General features: G+C 39.2%; 15 protein-coding genes. All 15 read right to left on the bottom strand.

Annotated features, from left to right (window positions below; translation table 11 throughout):
• Positions 1-191 precede the first annotated feature (191 nt).
• Positions 192-653: a transcriptional regulator NrdR gene (gene nrdR / locus AC1DUW_RS07825; protein ID WP_053347258.1), complete on the bottom strand. Its 462-nt coding sequence runs from the start codon at positions 651-653 to the stop codon at positions 192-194.
• A gap of 260 nt (positions 654-913) precedes the next feature.
• Positions 914-1294, bottom strand: a complete 381-nt coding sequence (gene speD / locus AC1DUW_RS07830; RefSeq protein WP_053348147.1) for an adenosylmethionine decarboxylase — start codon at positions 1292-1294, stop codon at positions 914-916.
• Positions 1295-1684: 390 nt separating this feature from the next.
• Positions 1685-2719, bottom strand: coding sequence for a glyceraldehyde-3-phosphate dehydrogenase (locus tag AC1DUW_RS07835; RefSeq protein WP_053347259.1), 1035 nt, complete (start codon positions 2717-2719; stop codon positions 1685-1687).
• Positions 2720-2878: 159 nt separating this feature from the next.
• Positions 2879-3478, bottom strand: a complete 600-nt coding sequence (gene coaE, locus AC1DUW_RS07840; protein WP_053347260.1) for a dephospho-CoA kinase — start codon at positions 3476-3478, stop codon at positions 2879-2881.
• Positions 3479-3502: 24 nt separating this feature from the next.
• On the bottom strand, positions 3503-4135 hold the full coding sequence (ytaF, locus tag AC1DUW_RS07845) for a sporulation membrane protein YtaF (RefSeq protein ID WP_053347261.1): 633 nt from the start codon (positions 4133-4135) through the stop codon (positions 3503-3505).
• An 80-nt stretch (positions 4136-4215) separates the two neighbouring features.
• Entirely contained in the window at positions 4216-5046 is an 831-nt protein-coding gene (mutM, locus tag AC1DUW_RS07850) for a DNA-formamidopyrimidine glycosylase (protein WP_053347262.1), read from the bottom strand.
• A gap of 20 nt (positions 5047-5066) precedes the next feature.
• Positions 5067-7691, bottom strand: a complete 2625-nt coding sequence (polA, locus tag AC1DUW_RS07855; protein WP_477642299.1) for a DNA polymerase I — start codon at positions 7689-7691, stop codon at positions 5067-5069.
• A gap of 126 nt (positions 7692-7817) precedes the next feature.
• A complete protein-coding gene (hflC, locus tag AC1DUW_RS07860) occupies positions 7818-8750 on the bottom strand; it encodes a protease modulator HflC (protein ID WP_053347264.1) in 933 nt (310 codons plus the stop codon).
• Positions 8747-9763 carry an FtsH protease activity modulator HflK gene (gene hflK, locus AC1DUW_RS07865; RefSeq protein ID WP_477642301.1) on the bottom strand — a complete coding sequence of 339 codons (1017 nt, stop codon included), beginning with the start codon at positions 9761-9763 and terminating at the stop codon, positions 8747-8749. The genes hflC and hflK overlap by 4 nt, the downstream gene beginning before the upstream one ends.
• Positions 9764-10017: 254 nt before the next feature.
• Complete coding sequence (pnpS, locus tag AC1DUW_RS07870; protein ID WP_053347265.1) at positions 10018-11796, bottom strand: two-component system histidine kinase PnpS; 1779 nt, start codon at positions 11794-11796, stop codon at positions 10018-10020.
• Positions 11780-12511, bottom strand: coding sequence for a response regulator transcription factor (locus AC1DUW_RS07875; RefSeq protein ID WP_053347266.1), 732 nt, complete (start codon positions 12509-12511; stop codon positions 11780-11782). The genes pnpS and AC1DUW_RS07875 overlap by 17 nt, the downstream gene beginning before the upstream one ends.
• A 290-nt stretch (positions 12512-12801) precedes the next feature.
• Positions 12802-13737 carry a malate dehydrogenase gene (mdh, locus tag AC1DUW_RS07880; protein ID WP_053347267.1) on the bottom strand — a complete coding sequence of 312 codons (936 nt, stop codon included), beginning with the start codon at positions 13735-13737 and terminating at the stop codon, positions 12802-12804.
• Between the two features lie 122 nt (positions 13738-13859).
• On the bottom strand, positions 13860-15131 hold the full coding sequence (gene icd / locus AC1DUW_RS07885; RefSeq protein WP_053347268.1) for an NADP-dependent isocitrate dehydrogenase: 1272 nt from the start codon (positions 15129-15131) through the stop codon (positions 13860-13862).
• Between the two features lie 150 nt (positions 15132-15281).
• Positions 15282-16397, bottom strand: coding sequence for a citrate synthase (gene citZ, locus AC1DUW_RS07890; protein WP_053347269.1), 1116 nt, complete (start codon positions 16395-16397; stop codon positions 15282-15284).
• A 537-nt stretch (positions 16398-16934) separates the two neighbouring features.
• Entirely contained in the window at positions 16935-17396 is a 462-nt protein-coding gene (locus AC1DUW_RS07895) for a DUF441 domain-containing protein (RefSeq protein WP_053347270.1), read from the bottom strand.
• Positions 17397-17525 lie beyond the last annotated feature (129 nt).

A 17525-nucleotide genomic window follows, 5' to 3' on the forward strand; every position in this document is an offset into this window, starting at 1 on the left:
GGCTAATACAGATCGGTCCAATAAGAGGTTGATATAGTCGGGTTAGTATTTTCCGATCATAATCATGAAGCAGCCCCGCAGATGAAACCAAGTATGAATCCGCTGGGAGCAATTCTTGCCAATGCATTGACATCTCCATTCAAACCTTTCAAAAGATGTAGTGAAAAAAGAGCCAAAGTAAATCTTCAGCTCTACTTTCTTTCTTTATTTATTAAATCTTTCAATTCATCAATAAAGACATTAATATCTTTAAATTGTCGATATACGGAAGCGAATCTAACATAGGCAACCTCATCGACTTCTGCCAGTTTGTCCATCACCATTTCGCCGACATTGTCACTTTTCACTTCTGCGATGCCCTGGTTGCGCAATTCCTTTTCTACATAACTGGTAATTTGCTCCAATTCCTTTAGTGGAACTGGACGTTTTTCGCAGGCCCTGATTAAGCCACGTAGGATTTTATCACGACTGAACTCTTCCCGTGTCCCGCCTTTTTTCACTACAATCAGCGGCGTTTCCTCTACCTTTTCAAATGTCGTGAATCGAAAACCACATGCCTCACATTCACGGCGTCGTCGAATCGATTTACTTTCATCGACTGGCCTGGAATCGAGCACTCTTGTTCCATTATATTGACATGATGGGCATTTCATCATTATCAGCTCCGTATTTTATGTAGGACTCCCCTATCTAAATGTTCCCCAAGGATTTACTCTTCTATCTCAATCTTATATTAAAAGGAACAGCCAGTACAAGTAAAAAGTGTAACTTCCAACAGTAGGCACTTTTTTTAAGGAGCGTTATCAAGAGTCGTTATGCTTTTTACTAGTCACAATCTTTAGTTTAAAGCCGGCTTGCTAATTTATTGCATTAAAAAAGAGATGCACCCATGGCATCTCTGTGTATACGTTTTTTATAGGGCACTTATATTGGCTTTTTTCATTTGTACCGGACCTAATCCACGTGGAAGTTCAATGTTTTCACGTGTTTGCGCATTCAAAGCTTCAGCAATATAGTTTGCCGCAATATTCGGATCCAAATTACCACATGTATAGACATCAATGCTTGCATAGCCGTGTTCTGGAAAACTGTGAATCGTTAAATGTGATTCAGAAATGATGACAACCCCACTTACTCCTTGTGGAGCAAACTTGTGGAATGCTACTTCGCGAACCTCTGCGCCTGACTTCAAGGCAGCATCAACAAAAATCTTTTCAATCAAATCAATATTGTTCAGTTTTTCAAAGTCACAACCCCAAAGTTCAGAAATGACATGTCTACCCATTGTTTCCATAGTGTAAGCTGTTTCCATTTTAAGCTTCCCCCTTACCATGATTAAAAATTACATAACTTCTAACAACTACCACGGGGGAAAGTTAGTCCAAAGAGGTCCTAACCCTTTAAGTAGCCATCATGCAAACTCTCTTTTGAAGAAGTTCACGATTCATAGTATATATTGTTTGAATTTTTTTTGCAACTGCCATTTTGAATTTTCGGCAAGATAATGTTTATACGAAAAAAATGTAAGGGCTTTCTTAATGGAGTCCTTGCCCTTTGAATCATTTCATAGCAGTTTATCACTTCGCAAAAAAAAATTCACATTAACCGCTAAAAATAGAATTAAAAATTCGCTAAAAATAAACCCGAGCCCGCTAAAAGACTCAGCAGACTCGGGTTTATTCAACTAATTAGCAGATAATTGAACTTCTGTTTTTTTCAACTCGGAAGCTACTAAATTCACAAGATCCACTACACGGTTTGAGTAACCCCACTCGTTATCATACCAAGCAAGAACTTTCACTTTTCTATTCCCAATCATCATCGTTGATAGACCATCGATGATTGCAGAGTGCGGATTAGTTTTGAAGTCACTCGAAACAAGAGGTTCTGTCGTGAATTCCATAATGCCTTTAAGTTCATTTTCTGATGCGTCAATGAATGCTTGGTTCACTTCATCAATCGTTACATCATGATTTAAGTCCACAACAAGATCGACTAAAGAAACGTTAGGTGTTGGTACACGTATTGCCATACCGTGAAGTTTGCCTTTTAATTGAGGCAAAACAAGAGAAATGGCTTTAGCCGCTCCTGTTGTAGTAGGAATGATACTTTCTGCAGCTGCACGAGCACGTCTTAAGTCTTTGTGCGGGTTATCGATATTATTTTGGTCATTTGTATAAGAATGAATCGTTGTCATTAAACCGTTGTCAATGCCGAATTTTTCATCGAGCACTTTCGCAACTGGTCCAAGGCAGTTAGTTGTACAAGATGCATTGGATATAACAAAATGCTTGTCAATTTCTAGCGCTTCCTGATTGACGCCCATTACAATGGTAACGTCTTCATTTTTACCCGGAGCGGATAAAATAACTCTTTTTGCCCCTGCATCTAAATGAAGAGCCGCCTTAGAACGATCATTGAATTTGCCCGTAGCTTCGATTACAATATCTATGTTCATCTCTTTCCAAGGCAATTGCTTTGGATCGCGGTTATTTATTAGTTGTACACGGCGGCCATTCACTACAAGTGAATCATCTTCCGCTACAATTATACCGTCGAATTTACCATGGATCGTATCATATTTTAGTAAGTGGGCTAAAGTTTCAGCAGGATAGCTTGCATTAATGGCAACAATGTCCAAACTCTCATCTAATATGGCCTTTCGGAAAACCATTCTTCCAATTCTCCCAAATCCGTTAATCGCTATTCTTGAATTCATTGTTCGGACCCTCCTGAAAATATTAATGTTATACTTATTACCTCTCATATGTAATTAGTATAACATAATTAAGTGCAATTGTGCTAATAAAAATGCGGATTGTTGTTATTTTTTCAAAATAAAAGGAAGAAACCATAAGGCTTCTCCCTTTTTTCTCATTTATAAGACATTCCAATTGCAAAGTACGGTTTTAACCTGCTTCTTTGTTTCCTCAAGATTCCCATTATTATCAATGACCGCATCCGCTAAAACTTTTTTATCAGCTAACGGCATCTGTGAATGAATTCTTGCAAGTGCATCTGTCTCTGATAATCCATTCCGGTTCATTAAGCGTTCCAATTGAACGCGCTCATCTACATATACCAATAGAGTCTTTTCAACCATGAATGTTAACTTACTTTCGAATAGGAGCGGAATATCCATAAATACCGTTTCTTCCCCTGCAGCGAGTGCCTTTTCCGTTTTTAGACGCATCCAATTCCTAACAGCAGGGTGCACGATACTATTTAAAAGCAATCTCTTTTCTTGATCATGGAATATAATAGACCCTAATTTCACCCGATCAATATTGCCATCCACCAATAAAATATCTTCACCAAAAGCTTTTACTACTTGATGGTAGGCTTCTTCACCTGGCTCTACGACTGCGCGGGAAGCCACATCTGCATCTACAATCGTGAAACCGAGTTCCTGTATATAGAGGCTGACGCTGCTTTTCCCGCTTGCAATCCCCCCGGTGATTCCAATGATTTGTCCCATAAGCTCCCCCTTTTAAATCAATTATTATAACTTGAATACACCAATTAAAATCAATAGCACGCCCGGAAGAAAGGTTAACTGCTGCACAATTTTATTATTTGAAAGCAATTTCCCGCTTTGAAGTCCGCTCCAAATGAAGATTGAACTCATTACAGCGATGCATATTGCGAGAATAATCGGAGAAATCCCGATCATAGCTGCTCCAACTCCAGCTCCGAACGCATCAAGCGAAAGTGCAAACCCGAGAACAAGTGCTTCAATACCAGTAATTGTTCCTGATTTGTCAAAATCGGCATTCAATGGTTTTTGTAAAATATTTATGACTACTCCAAGTGATTTAATTTCAAAGTTAAAGATGATTTTTTCATGATATCTCTCGTCGTTCAATTCCTTCTCAGGCTTAAAATACTGGTATACCATCCAGGCACCAAGAAAAATGAGAATGATGCCCCCAGTTTTTTCAGCCGCTCCGACAGAAATAAGCTGACTGATGAACTGCCCGATGACCATCGCAATGCCTAAACTCAGTGCCGAACAAAATGAGATGACCGCTATTGACTTTAAGGGGATTTTCATCTTTCGCATACCAAATGTCAAACCTACGCCAAAACCGTCAATACTTACTGCAAAAGCAAGAAAAATAATTTGTAGCCACATCGGAATTATTACTCCTTCCCTTCTCGTTGCTACCCTAGTATATGGAAGGAGCCCATCCGATGTGTTTGAAAAAACATTGACTACTTAAGTCGCTGACACAACGGGCATATATGTGTGCCGCGTCCGGCTACAACCAGCTTTTCAAGTGGTGTACCGCACGTTTTGCAGTTCTCTCCTTTACGTCCGTAAACATTAAGTTCTAACTGAAACATGCCGATTTGCCCTTGAGAGTTAATGTACGAACGAATCGTACTTCCCCCTTTTTCCACCGCTTCACCTAACGTTGCTATGATTTCGGAATGCAGCTTTTTAATTTCCTCTAACGTAAGTGAAGAAGCTATTCTCTCTGGATGAATCCCGGAACGGAATAAAGACTCGTCCACATATATATTTCCAATTCCAACGACAACAGTTTGATCTAGAAGAACTGGCTTAATCTTCCTACTGGTTCTTGCCAGCTTCGCACGAAGCCCCTCGACTGTAAACTCTTCTGATAGCGGTTCAGGACCTAAATGCAATAGTGGCATCTGCTCAAGTTCTTCCCCTTTTGTAAATAAATGCATCGTCCCGAATTTCCGGACATCCCGGTACCGAAGTTCACTGTCATCCGTAAAAGTAAAAATAACATGAGTGTGCTTATCATACGGCTCTTCTTTTGGATGCACTCCGTATTTCCCTTCCATCCTTAAATGCGAAACCAATGCATAATCATCCAGTGTGAAAATGAGGAACTTGCCTCGACGRCCTATTCGCTGAATTGTCTGCCCTCTTAAAGCATCCTGAAACTGTTCGACAGGTTCAGGTGCTTTAATAATCTTAGGCCAGAAGACGGACACTTCCTTGATTTCTTTTCCAAGTACGAGCTGCTCTAACGTTCTTCTAACTGTTTCTACTTCAGGAAGTTCTGGCATAACTAATCACCTATCTTTTATTATTTGGCATCAAACCATGTTGGCCCGTAAGCATAATCCACTTTGAGAGGCACATTTAATTCAATAGCATTCTCCATTTCCTCTGGCACGATTTTCTTAAGGATTTCGAGTTCTTCCGGAGGTGTTTCAAAAATTAATTCATCATGCACCTGTAGAAGCATTCTCGTTTTTAGCCCCTCTTTTTTCAGACGCTTATTCATATTAATCATGGCAAGCTTGATGATATCTGCTGCACTGCCTTGAATTGGCGTGTTCATGGCTGTCCGTTCGGCAAAACTTCTAATGTTGAAATTACGGCTTGTAATCTCAGGAATATAACGCCTTCTTTGCAGCAAAGTCGTACTATATCCTTTTTGACGAGCTTCATGTATGCTTTCTTCCATATATTCCTGTACACCAGGAAAGCTTCTTAAATACTTCTCAATGAACTCTCCCGCTTCTTTTCTAGTAATGCCAAGGCTTTGTGAAAGTCCGTAGTCACTTATACCATAGACAATCCCAAAGTTAACCGCTTTCGCTTGGCGTCTCATGTTCGAAGTGACTTCCTCTGCTGATACATGGAAAACATCCATCGCTGTTTTTGTATGGATATCCATCCCTGCCTGAAACGCTTCAACTAGGCCGCTATCATTGGCGATATGCGCAAGTACTCGTAACTCAATCTGAGAATAGTCAGCAGCAAAAATAATCCAATCCTTTTCAGAAGGGATAAACGCCTGCCTGATTTTCCGGCCTTCCTCTAGCCTGATTGGGATGTTTTGAAGGTTAGGATCTGTCGAGCTTAATCGGCCGGTCTGAGTCAATGCTTGGTTGAAACGAGTGTGTACCTTATCTGTTTTCCGATTGACTACTTTGAGCAAGCCTTCAATATAGGTGGATTGCAACTTACCAAGCTGACGGTAAAGTAAAATTTGTTTCACAATATTATGCTGGCTCTCCAATTTTTCCAGCACATCAGCTGACGTAGAATAGCCTGTTTTAGTTTTCTTCAATACTGGAAGCTCTAACTTTTCAAAAAGAATTACACCAAGTTGTTTCGGTGAATTGATATTGAAAGCCTCTCCAGCCAGATCAAAAACTCGCCCTTCGATGGTTTTTAATCGAACGGCTAATTCCTGCCCCATTTTTTTTAGTCGTCCAATATCTACCTTAACACCCTGCCACTCCATATTAGCCAAGATAATGGACAAAGGCAGCTCAAGTTCCGTTAACAGATGGTATTGCTCAAACTCCTGCAGCTTTTCAACCATAGGTTCTTTTAAAGAAAAGATAGCCTTCGCTTTTCTGGCGATATGATCTCTCAATTCAGATTCTTCGGGTACCTTGCGTTTTGCACCTTTTCCATAAAAAATATCATCGGTTTCAAGACGTATGGTTCCTTGAGTTTTTGTGATTTCGGCCACTTCATCCACTGACTCTGCAGGATCTAGGATATATGATGCTAAAAACACATCAAAATCAATGCCTTTTATTTCGACTCCTCGATGGCGCAGTGCTACAACCGTGCGCTTTGCGTCAAAAACCGTTTTCTTTTTTGTTTCATCTTCTGCCCAAGATTTAAATATATCTGAAGTCAGTGCCGTCTCACCATGGAAGTAAAAATGGCCATTTTCATTGCTGACGGCTATTCCAAGAATGTCTGCATGATGATAATTATCTTCTAAGATTTCAACATATAAAGCACTTCCATCAACAAACAACTCTGCAGTCATTTCCGAAGTGTGAACCTCAATTTTTTCTTGTTCAATCGGTACACTTTCTGAAACATCCAATTTATCGAGCAGCGTGGAAAAACCAAGCTCTTTATAAAATGAAATAACCCTTTCCTGGTCCATTCCGTTGTACTCGGTCTCATTGACCATAACTTGAATTGGCGCTTCCCTTGTAATTGTCGCAAGCTCTTTGCTTAACAAAGCAAGGTCTTTATGTTCTTCAATTTTTTCCTTCAATTTTTGACCGCTTACCTCATCAATCGAACGCAGCAGGTTCTCAACCGTTTCAAACTGGTGTAATAATTTAAGTGCCGTTTTTTCACCAACTCCCGGTATGCCAGGAATATTATCGGAAGCATCACCCATCAACCCTTTTAAATCAATGATTTGCAGGGGTGAAAGGCCGTATTTTTCATGTATATGCTTTGGTGTATATTCCTCAATTTCAGTGATTCCCTTTTTCGTGATTGAAACCGTCGTACTCGGGGAAGACAATTGGGTTAAATCTTTATCACCGGAAATGACTTTTACCTCAAAACCATCTCTTTCCGCCTGTAGAGACAGCGTACCGATAATATCATCGGCTTCGTAATTTTCCAATTCATACCTTTTTATTTGGAAACAGTCGAGCAACTCGCGGATAAAGGGGAATTGCTCGGATAATTCAGGCGGCGTTTTCTGGCGTCCACCCTTGTATTCTTTAAATGTCTCATGTCTGAATGTCGTTTTACCGGCATCAAAGGCCACAAGAATATGCGTTGGCTTTTCTTCTTCAAGAATGCGGTTAAGCATCATGGTAAATCCGTACACCGAATTCGTATGTACACCCTTATCATTATTCAAGAGCGGAAGCGCAAAAAATGCGCGGTAAGCAATACTATTTCCATCTATGAGTACTAACTTTTTATCCAAATTCGTCTTCCTCCAGTCACACAGGGTTATGTAGTTCAGCTTCTATTTATAAACGCAAAAAGCCGTTCATTTTCTTTCTCTATTCTACCATGAGTAGAAGTGGAAAGAAAAATGACGGCGACTATGCTATTTTGTATTTCCCATTAACAAGCTAGCGTACGGTGAATCTGATGGCAGAACGATGACCGTTTGATCACCAATCGTTTTTTTATAAGATTCAAGCGTCCGGTATAGTTTATAGAAATCAGGATCTTTGGAAAACGACTTATTATAAATTTTCGCTGCTTCCCCTTCTCCCTCAGCCCGAATTACTTCTGCATCTGCCTCTGCAGTCGAAAGCAATTCTTTTACCTTTCGATCAGTATCCGCAATAATTCGGTTTTTCTTCGCATCTCCTTTGGATAGGTACTCTTGCGCTTTCGATTCGCGCTCGGAAATCATCCTTTTAAAGACGGATTCTTCATTTTCCGCAGGCAGATCCGTCCGTTTTATCCGGACATCAGTTAGACTGATCCCGTAACTGTCCTTTTGTAGCAGTTCGTTAACTTTCTCCGTAATACGGTCGTTCAAGCTTCCCCTCGATGACTTCTCATCATTAATAATTTCATCATAATTCAACTGACCCAACTCTGAACGTACTGCCGAATAGATGAACTCTTCCATTCTCGTTTCCGCATTCTCAAGTGTCCTTGCATTGGTGATCAATTTTTTTGGGTCCTCTATCCTCCAGACCGCATAGTTATCGATGAGCATCCGCTTTTTATCTTTTGTATTGATTTCCGCCTCTGACACATCAGAACTCATTTGATATTTTGGCAGGGTAACCACACTTTGAATGAATGGTACCTTCGCCTTTAATCCTGGGGTTTTATCGATTCTAACCACCTCACCGAATTGGCGGACGACTTTATATTCACCCTCCTTGACGATATACACATTGGTGAAGATAATCAGCAGCAACACGATAAATATAATGAAGAAAATCCCTATTTTAACATAGCCTCCCCAGTGAAAATTACCTTTCCTCATTTCATTAAAATCAATTACTTTTCCGCTCATTGTTTGGTGCCTCCTTCCCCTGTCGCTTTTTCTTCAGGTACAGACTCCTTCTTCGTTTCTTCTTCAGGAATAGGCGTTTTTTTCGTTTCCTCTTTTTCTAGTGAGCGAAGTGGTAAGTACTTCATTGTATTTCCATCATCATTCATGATATAAATCTCTGCATTCGGCAATACTTCCTCAAGCGTTTCAATAATAAGACGGTCTTTTGTAATACCCTTATTGCCTTTATATTCACTATATAATTTTTCAAAGACCGCTACATCCCCACGAGCAGCCTCCGTACGAGCGGCTTTATCACCATTTGCTTGTGAGATAATGGCGTCTTTTTCCCCTTCAGCTTCATTAATACGTTTGTTTTCATATTTATCCGCTTCATTGATTTTCGTATTCGCCGTTTCTCTAGCATCTGTGACATTCGTAAAGGCTTTCCGCACTTCTTCATTCGGTAACTCCACATCCTGGAGCTTAACCGCAGATATTGATATGCCTACATCATATTTCTCCATTAACTGTGATAGCAGTTCCCGGACATCTGCTTCAATTTGTGCTTTACCGGAAGTAAGTGCATCATCAATTTTCGTGCTTCCGATAATACTTCTTAAAGCAGCGGAAGTCGTGTCATATAAAATTTTCTCTGGATCATCTGCATTGTACAGGTATTTTGGAGGGTCTGTGATTTTCCATTGAACCACTAGGTCAGCAAGAACAATATTTTCATYCCCCGTAATCATCTTGGTCTCTCTCGGATAATCTGTTACCTCTCCATTCTCCTCCTTGTATCCAAATTTAAGACTGAATGTTTCTTTCGATAGTTTTTCAACCGACTGAATCGGCCAAGGCAGCTTAAAGTGAAGGCCTGGTTCTGTAATCGTCTGCTCTACCTTACCAAACGTCATAATGACAGCCTGATCGGATTCATCTACCGTGTACCAGGTCGATATCGCAACTACACCAAAAATTAAAATAAGAAATACTAGTCCTGTGATTGTATATATCCTTTTTAAACTGACGATATGTATCACCCCTTATTTGCCGTTATATCTTATTTACGCAAGGAAGGGTCTAAAGTTTCATAAAAATCAAATATTTTCCTAATGAAAATAGTATAGAAGGTAGGTAAAGAGGAAAATAGACAAAAGAAAAGACAGAGACTTAGTGTCTCTGTCTTCGCCTAACTCCTTGGATGAGGGGTTGTACAACCATTTTAACCCCCCATTATGAAGTCAGTTTAAAGAAATTGTAAAGGACATGTAAATTCACACACTTCCTACACTTTTCCTTTTAAGCTTTTATTTAACGTTACCGTAAAAGTCGTACCCGATCCCGGCGTACTTTCTACTTTGATTTTACCTTTATGGACTTCTATAATATGCTTGACGATAGCGAGTCCGATGCCTGTTCCTCCTGAATCACGACTCCTTGCCTTATCAATGCGATAAAACCGTTCAAAGATTCTTGGAAGTTCTTTTTCTTCAATACCGATACCGCTATCTTGGACTACAATATCCACCGTTTGTTCATTTTCAGTGACGTTCACGGTGACCCACCCTCCATTTGGTGTATATGTCAACGCGTTAGTAATCAAATTAATGAAAACCTGTTTGATCCTGTCTGATTCCCCTTCAATAAAAACAGGTTTCGAAGAAGATTTTATCTCAAGAGAAACTTCTTTTTCCTTCAATTTACCAATAAGCATCTCTTGTATATCACCAAGGACATTTGTAATATCCACGTCGCCTGTTTTTAAAACAAATTCCTGTTGCTCCATTTTTGATAAATTAAGAAGTTCCTGAATGAGTTCTTGCAGCCGATCACTTTCTTTCAAGATAATGGATAAAAAGTGCTTCAATGTTTTTTCGTCTTTTAAAGCCCCATCGAGCAACGTTTCTGAAAAGCCTTTGATAGAAGTAATCGGTGTTCTTAGTTCATGGGATACATTGGCCACAAAATCCTTCCGCATTTGCTCGAGCCTTTTCAATTCGGTAATATCATGGAAAATGAGGAGAATCCCCTTCCATTCGTCATGAGTACCGATAATCGGAGCCCCGTATATCTCAAAATGCTTACGTTCAATGGCAAGTGGTATTTTCACTTGGCGTTTTATTGTCTTTTCCGTCCGGAAAATTTCCTCTATTATAGAAATGACTTCTTTATCTTTAATGACCGAGTAAAATACTTGAAACAAAAACGTAGCCGAGTTTACTCCGAAGCTTTTTTTGAATTCCCGGTTAATTAAGGTCGTATAGCCCTTACTGTCGATTAATAGGACACCGCTACCGATATTTTCAACCAGTGTTTCCAAACGATCCTGATTCATTTCCCTAGCCGTTTCTGTTTCCTGTAAATTCCTCGCTAATATGTTTAGCGAAGTCGTGAGCATCCCTGTTTCATCAGAATGCTGCTCGAATGTCCGAGTTCTATAGTTCCCCTTTGCCAATTCAATGGCTGCCATCGTTGCTTCCTCAATCGGCCGGGTATAATAAGAAGTGATTTTACTCGCAAGCATGAGGATAATGATCAAGGCTACCCCTAAACAAATGATCAATATTTGCCACATTTGCTTATTAACTTGGTGGATGGCCTCTATTTCGTTGCTATGAACGACAAATCCTTCAATTTCTCCATCCTTTTCAATCGTTTTCCAATAATAATGGAGATCCGATTCTCCCTCGATAACTTCATATCCTTCTTCTTGCTTAAGACCTTTTTCCAAGATGATCTTTCGAAGGATATTGGCATGGTTTTTATGTAGCTCATTTGACGATGTTGAATCGTATAAAATCTCTCCACTCGCTGAGAGGATGGTTAAGTTGGAATCTAACAAGGGTGTTAATTTTGCCGTTTTCCCTTCTTCCAAAAAGGATGTAATCCCCCCATGCTCCTGAATATATGTAGAAATGAAAAATGTTTCGTTCTGTATACGCTCATTAAATGTTTTAATATAATAACTTTTGAACAAATGTCCCAATAAAAAGCCCACGGCCATCATGACGACCATCACCAACATGATGAGAGTATAAAGAAGCTTTTTACGATAGGTGGTCATTCTTTTTTGGCTCCTCAAGCTTATAACCCAAGCCCCTGATCGTTTTGATATAAAGAGGTTTTCTTGTATCTTGCTCTATTTTTTCACGAAGGTGGCTAATATGGACATCAACGATTCGCGAATCTCCCGCAAAATCATAATTCCAAACCGCACTTAAGAGCTGATCTCTCGTTAAAACTCTTCCTTTATTCTTTGCAAGGTATAAAAGTAATTCAAATTCCTTTGGAGTTAATTCTAATTGTTGTTCATCAAAGAATGCTTCGTAACGTTCAGGATAGACTTTTAAGCCGCCTAATTTTAGGAATCCATCTTCCTGATCAAGATTTGTTTCATTGCCAGTCGATTGAAGCTGGGATCTTCTTAGTATTGCCTTAATTCGGGCAACCACCTCACGAGGACTAAAAGGTTTGGTTAAGTAATCATCCGCCCCTAGTTCAAGACCAAGCACTTTGTCAAATTCATCGTCCTTAGCTGTCAACATCAAAATGGGTATATTGATTTTTTGCTGACGAAGCTGTTTACACACTTCAAGCCCATCCATTTTAGGCAACATCAGATCCAATACGACTAAATCCGGTCGTATATCCACAGCAGCCTGCAGACCTTCTTCCCCATCTAAAGCTGTAACTACTGAATAGCCTGCCTGTTCTAAATTATACTGAAGTAAGGTAACTATTGATTGTTCATCATCCACTACGAGAATTTTCTTTGACATTAGATCCTCCTGAATTATGTATTACCCCTGAGACTTTTTTCAGTCTACTCATCCAACTCTATTATAAAGAATATTATATGAAATTTACACATAAAAAAAACATCATTGAAAAGTAATCCTACCATCAGCAGGGATCATCGTCTTCTTTATGGTTATTAAACATGGATTAATTAAGTCCCGGTTAGAAACGGCCAGAAAAAAACTACCCGGTTGGATGGGAGGATAAGGCCTTAGCTTAGCCTTCCCTTCCATTCTTCCGGGCAGTCATATTAAGATGCTTTCAATGTCTCTTATTGTAAAACTTGCATTACTGCTTTAACTGATTCAACTGATTTAGAAAGTGATGCTTTTTCGTCTTCAGTTAATTCAAGTTCGATAATTTGTTCGATACCATTTGCACCTAGTACAGTTGGCACGCCAAGGTAGATTCCTTTGAATCCGTATTCGCCTTCAAGGTAAGCGATAGAAGGTAGAACGCGACGTTGGTCTTTAAGGATAGCTTCAGCCATTTCTACTAGAGCTGCAGCCGGTGCATAATATGCACTTCCGTTTCCAAGAAGGTTAACGATTTCTCCGCCACCAGTACGTGTACGAGCAACGATTGCTTCTAAACGATCTTGAGGAATCAATGTTTCCAAAGGAATTCCGCCAGCGTAAGAGTAACGCACTAGAGGAACCATATCGTCACCGTGTCCACCAAGAACGAAACCAGTTACATCTTTAACAGACAGGTTTAATTCTTGAGCTACGAAAGTACGGAAACGAGCTGTATCAAGTACACCAGATTGTCCAATTACGCGTTCTTTAGGGAAACCTGATTCTTTATAAACAGTGTATGTCATTGCGTCTACTGGGTTTGTTAAAACGATGATGGTTGTATTTGGAGAATATTTGACTACTTCTTTAGTTACAGATTTCATAACCTTTTGGTTAGTTTGAACTAAATCGTCACGGCTCATACCAGGTTTACGAGCGATACCAGCAGTGATGATGACTACGTCAGAATCAGCTGTATCTTCATAGTTAGAAGTACCGATGATGTTAGCGTCAAAACCTTGAACTGGAGCTGCCTCGGCCATATCAAGTGCTTTACCTTTTGTTGGGTTTTCAGCTTGTGGAATATCAACTAAAACGATATCACCAAGTTCTTTTTGAGCTGCTAGGAATGCTGCTGTTGCTCCAGTGAAACCAGCACCAACTACTGTGATTTTTTTACGTTTAGACATGTTATTTCCTCCTTAAAATATATAAATACTTTCGGAATACTTTTAACGTCTTTATGCACATAAAGCTCCCTGAAAAAGAAGACCATATCGGCTCTTTTCCAGAAAGCATCATAAGTAATTAATTATTTAAGGTTTTTGATAAGTTCGTCAGCGAACTCAGAACATTTAACTTCTGTTGCACCTTCCATTAGGCGGGCAAAGTCATATGTTACAACTTTAGAAGCAATTGTTTGTTCTACTGATTTTGTGATGCTGTCTGCAGCTTCGTTCCAACCAAGGTGTTCAAGTAAAAGAACGCCTGAAAGAAGAACTGAAGATGGGTTAACTTTATCAAGACCAGCGTATTTAGGAGCTGTTCCATGAGTTGCTTCGAAGATAGCATGTCCAGTTTCGTAGTTGATGTTTGCTCCTGGAGCAATACCAATTCCGCCAACTTGTGCAGCAAGTGCATCAGAAATGTAATCTCCGTTTAAGTTCATTGTTGCAACAACATCAAACTCTTTAGGACGAGTTAGGATTTGTTGTAAGAAGATATCAGCAATAGAATCTTTAACGATGATTTTGCCTTCAGCTTCAGCAGCAGATTGTGCTTTGTTAGCAGCTTCAGTGCCTTCAGCTTCTTTAATTTGATCATATTGGTTCCAAGTGAACACTTTCTCAGCGAATTCTTGTTCTGCAACTTCATAACCCCAAGTTTTGAATGCGCCTTCTGTAAATTTCATGATGTTACCTTTATGAACAAGAGTTAATGATTTACGGCCTTCTTTGATCGCATAGTTAAGTGCAGAACGAACAAGACGTTTTGTTCCTTCTTCAGAAATTGGTTTAATACCAATACCAGAAGTTTCAGGGAAACGAATATTTTTAACACCGAATTCATTTTGTAGGAAATCGATTAATTTTTTCGCTTCGTCAGAACCTTTTGCATATTCGATACCAGCATAGATGTCTTCAGTGTTTTCACGGAAGATAACCATGTCAGTGTCTTCAGGACGTTTAACTGGTGAAGGTACACCGTCAAAGTAACGTACTGGACGTAGACATACGAATAAGTCTAATACTTGACGCAATGCAACGTTCAATGAGCGGATTCCGCCACCGATTGGTGTTGTAAGAGGTCCTTTAATAGCGATTAGATATTCATTAATGACATCAAGAGTTTCTTGTGGAAGCCATTCGCCTGTTTGGTCAAATGCTTTTTGTCCAGCTAAAACTTCTTTCCATTCGATTTTCTTTTCGCCATTGTATGCTTTTTCAACAGCTGCGTCTAAAACGCGTGAAGCTGCTGCCCAGATATCAGGACCGATTCCGTCTCCCTCAATGTAAGGAACGATTGGGTTGTTTGGTACGTTAAGAGCACCGTTAGTAACTGTGATTTTTTGGCTTTGTGTCATGTCTCTTTACCTCCGATTCAAATTCAAAGGTTAGCTGGCCGCTTAAATTTAAGCAGAACCACTAACCTTTTTTACTCACATCTATTAATTTACTACAAAATCGATGAAATAAAAAATAAAATTTCGAAAAAACTTTTATCTATTCAAAAATTATCGGTTTTCAATCGGTACGTATTTTTGCATACCTGGTCCAACATACTCTGCACGTGGACGGATCAGACGGTTGTTTGAATATTGCTCTAGGATATGAGCAATCCATCCTGAAGCACGGCTTACAGCAAAGATTGGTGTAAATAGGTCATGCTCGATACCTAAACTGTGGTATACAGAAGCAGAGTAGAAATCAACGTTTGGTGGAAGATTTTTTTGACCAGTTACAATTTCATGAATTTTGATAGACATATCGTAGTATTGTGGTTGACCAGTAAGTTCAGTCAATTTTTGAGACATTTCTTTAAGGTGTTTAGCACGTGGATCACCTTTACGGTATACACGGTGGCCAAAGCCCATGATTTTTTCTTTATTAGCTAATTTTTCGTTGATATAAGGCTCAACGTTTTCTACAGAACCAATTTCTGTAAGCATTTTCATAACTTGTTCGTTAGCTCCGCCGTGAAGAGGGCCTTTTAATGCGCCGATAGCAGAAGTCACGCCAGAATAGATATCAGATAATGTAGCCACACAAACACGTGCAGTGAATGTAGAAGCGTTTAATTCATGGTCAGCATGTAGAACTAATGCTTTGTTGAATGCTTCTTCTTCGATTGCTGTTGGTTCATTACCGCTTAACATATATAAGAAGTTAGCAGCAAAGCTTAGATCAGTACGTGGTGCAACCGCTTCTTTTCCTTGACGGATACGAGCGAAAGTTGTTACCAATGTAGGGATTTTTGCTTGGATGCGGATTGCTTTACGATAGTTAGCGTCTTCACTCATTACATCTGCTTCTTCATCATAAAGACCAAGAAGAGATACTGCTGTACGAAGAGCTCCCATTGGATGTACTTTATCAATTGGGTATGTTTTGAAATGATTAACCACTTCAGCTGGAATTGCAGCATTTTCAGCAAGTTGTTTAGTTAATTCTTCTAATTGGCTTTTGTTTGGAAGAGCTCCATGCCATAAAAGATAGATTACTTCCTCGAATGTTGCGTTTACAGCTAAATCATCGATATCATAACCTACATACGTTAACGTATCATCGATAATAGAGCTTACTGATGAAGTTGTTGCTACCACACCTTCAAGACCTTTTGTTGCTGTCATACTAAATCTCTCCTTTTCCTAAGTATTCCCCTATGCCCTTGCTTATTGCGTATAAATATAGCGCTTCCAAGAAATTAGCTATTGAATACAACCATCTATTTTTTAGCAGAAGACATACATCTTGTATTGGAAGCGTTCACAGAATATGACCCCAACAATAGTAAAATGTACGATAATCCTTTATACGAAATTCTAAAAATAATGCTTGTAGCTATTCCTAGTGAGCGCTTGCTCAATAACTACATCTCTTTTTAAGATTCCTCAAAAATATCAATGATATTCTGAATCCCATTTTCAATAAATCAGAGCAGTTACATGATTATTATAAACAATAAACACTTTTTTGGGAATCAAAAGCACCTAAAATGTGAAAAAATTATTATTTTATTAGAAAAATTAGCTACATATTCTCTTGCTTTTTTTTATGGGATTCAAAACGTTTTTTTGAAAATTTGTTACAAAGCAGAATAATCGAAACATTAAATAGAATTTTTTCATTTCCACTCTTACAATCCATTCTATCATTTACCATTTTGCTCATTTGAAAAAATCAAAGATTTGCATGCATAGATAAGCAATTCCTGCCCCAATTAACGGTCCAACAGCGACACCTTTGAATAATGCGACCGCAAGAATCGTCCCAAAAACAAGAGCCGTTGTAATATGCGGATCATGTGAAAGGAGGGTAATTCCATTTTTCGCTATAAGTGCGACAGCTATTCCAGATGCGAGTGCAATCCAGGCATAAGGTGACTTTATGGCGTCACCGAGTTCCTTGAAACCAATCGCTCCATTTGCAATGGGGATTAGCACTGAAATCGTAATGATGGTGACGCCTAAGTTGATCCCTTTCGCTTCTAAATATGGAAACACTTTTGTATCAAGGCCGATGAGTTTCATGAGTAAAAGAAACCCCGCAGCCGCAATCAGTGATGTGTTTTTTCCAACCCAACCGATAACTGCAAGTAAAATTAAAAATACGACAGGACCGTTTATCATTCTCCCTTCACCTTCTTTCTTTTTGTTATTTTAACATAACAACCTCCACTCTTTCTCAATAGGAGATTGATTTATAAAACGATACTAAAACGGAAAAAAATTAAGCAGAAAGACGAAAGAATCTTTCCT

The organism is Peribacillus sp. P4_C12 (assembly GCF_056402095.1).

Coding starts and splice junctions, on each gene's coding strand:
- nrdR (WP_053347258.1), bottom strand. CDS start 653: ATGAAATGCCCATCATGTCAATATAATGGAACAAGAGTGCTCGATTCC.
- speD (WP_053348147.1), bottom strand. CDS start 1,294: ATGGAAACAATGGGTAGACATGTCATTTCTGAACTTTGGGGTTGTGAC.
- AC1DUW_RS07835 (WP_053347259.1), bottom strand. CDS start 2,719: ATGAATTCAAGAATAGCGATTAACGGATTTGGGAGAATTGGAAGAATG.
- coaE (WP_053347260.1), bottom strand. CDS start 3,478: ATGGGACAAATCATTGGAATCACCGGGGGGATTGCAAGCGGGAAAAGC.
- ytaF (WP_053347261.1), bottom strand. CDS start 4,135: ATGTGGCTACAAATTATTTTTCTTGCTTTTGCAGTAAGTATTGACGGT.
- hflC (WP_053347264.1), bottom strand. CDS start 8,750: ATGAGCGGAAAAGTAATTGATTTTAATGAAATGAGGAAAGGTAATTTT.
- pnpS (WP_053347265.1), bottom strand. CDS start 11,796: ATGACCACCTATCGTAAAAAGCTTCTTTATACTCTCATCATGTTGGTG.
- AC1DUW_RS07875 (WP_053347266.1), bottom strand. CDS start 12,511: ATGTCAAAGAAAATTCTCGTAGTGGATGATGAACAATCAATAGTTACC.
- mdh (WP_053347267.1), bottom strand. CDS start 13,737: ATGTCTAAACGTAAAAAAATCACAGTAGTTGGTGCTGGTTTCACTGGA.
- icd (WP_053347268.1), bottom strand. CDS start 15,131: ATGACACAAAGCCAAAAAATCACAGTTACTAACGGTGCTCTTAACGTA.
- citZ (WP_053347269.1), bottom strand. CDS start 16,397: ATGACAGCAACAAAAGGTCTTGAAGGTGTGGTAGCAACAACTTCATCA.
- AC1DUW_RS07895 (WP_053347270.1), bottom strand. CDS start 17,396: ATGATAAACGGTCCTGTCGTATTTTTAATTTTACTTGCAGTTATCGGT.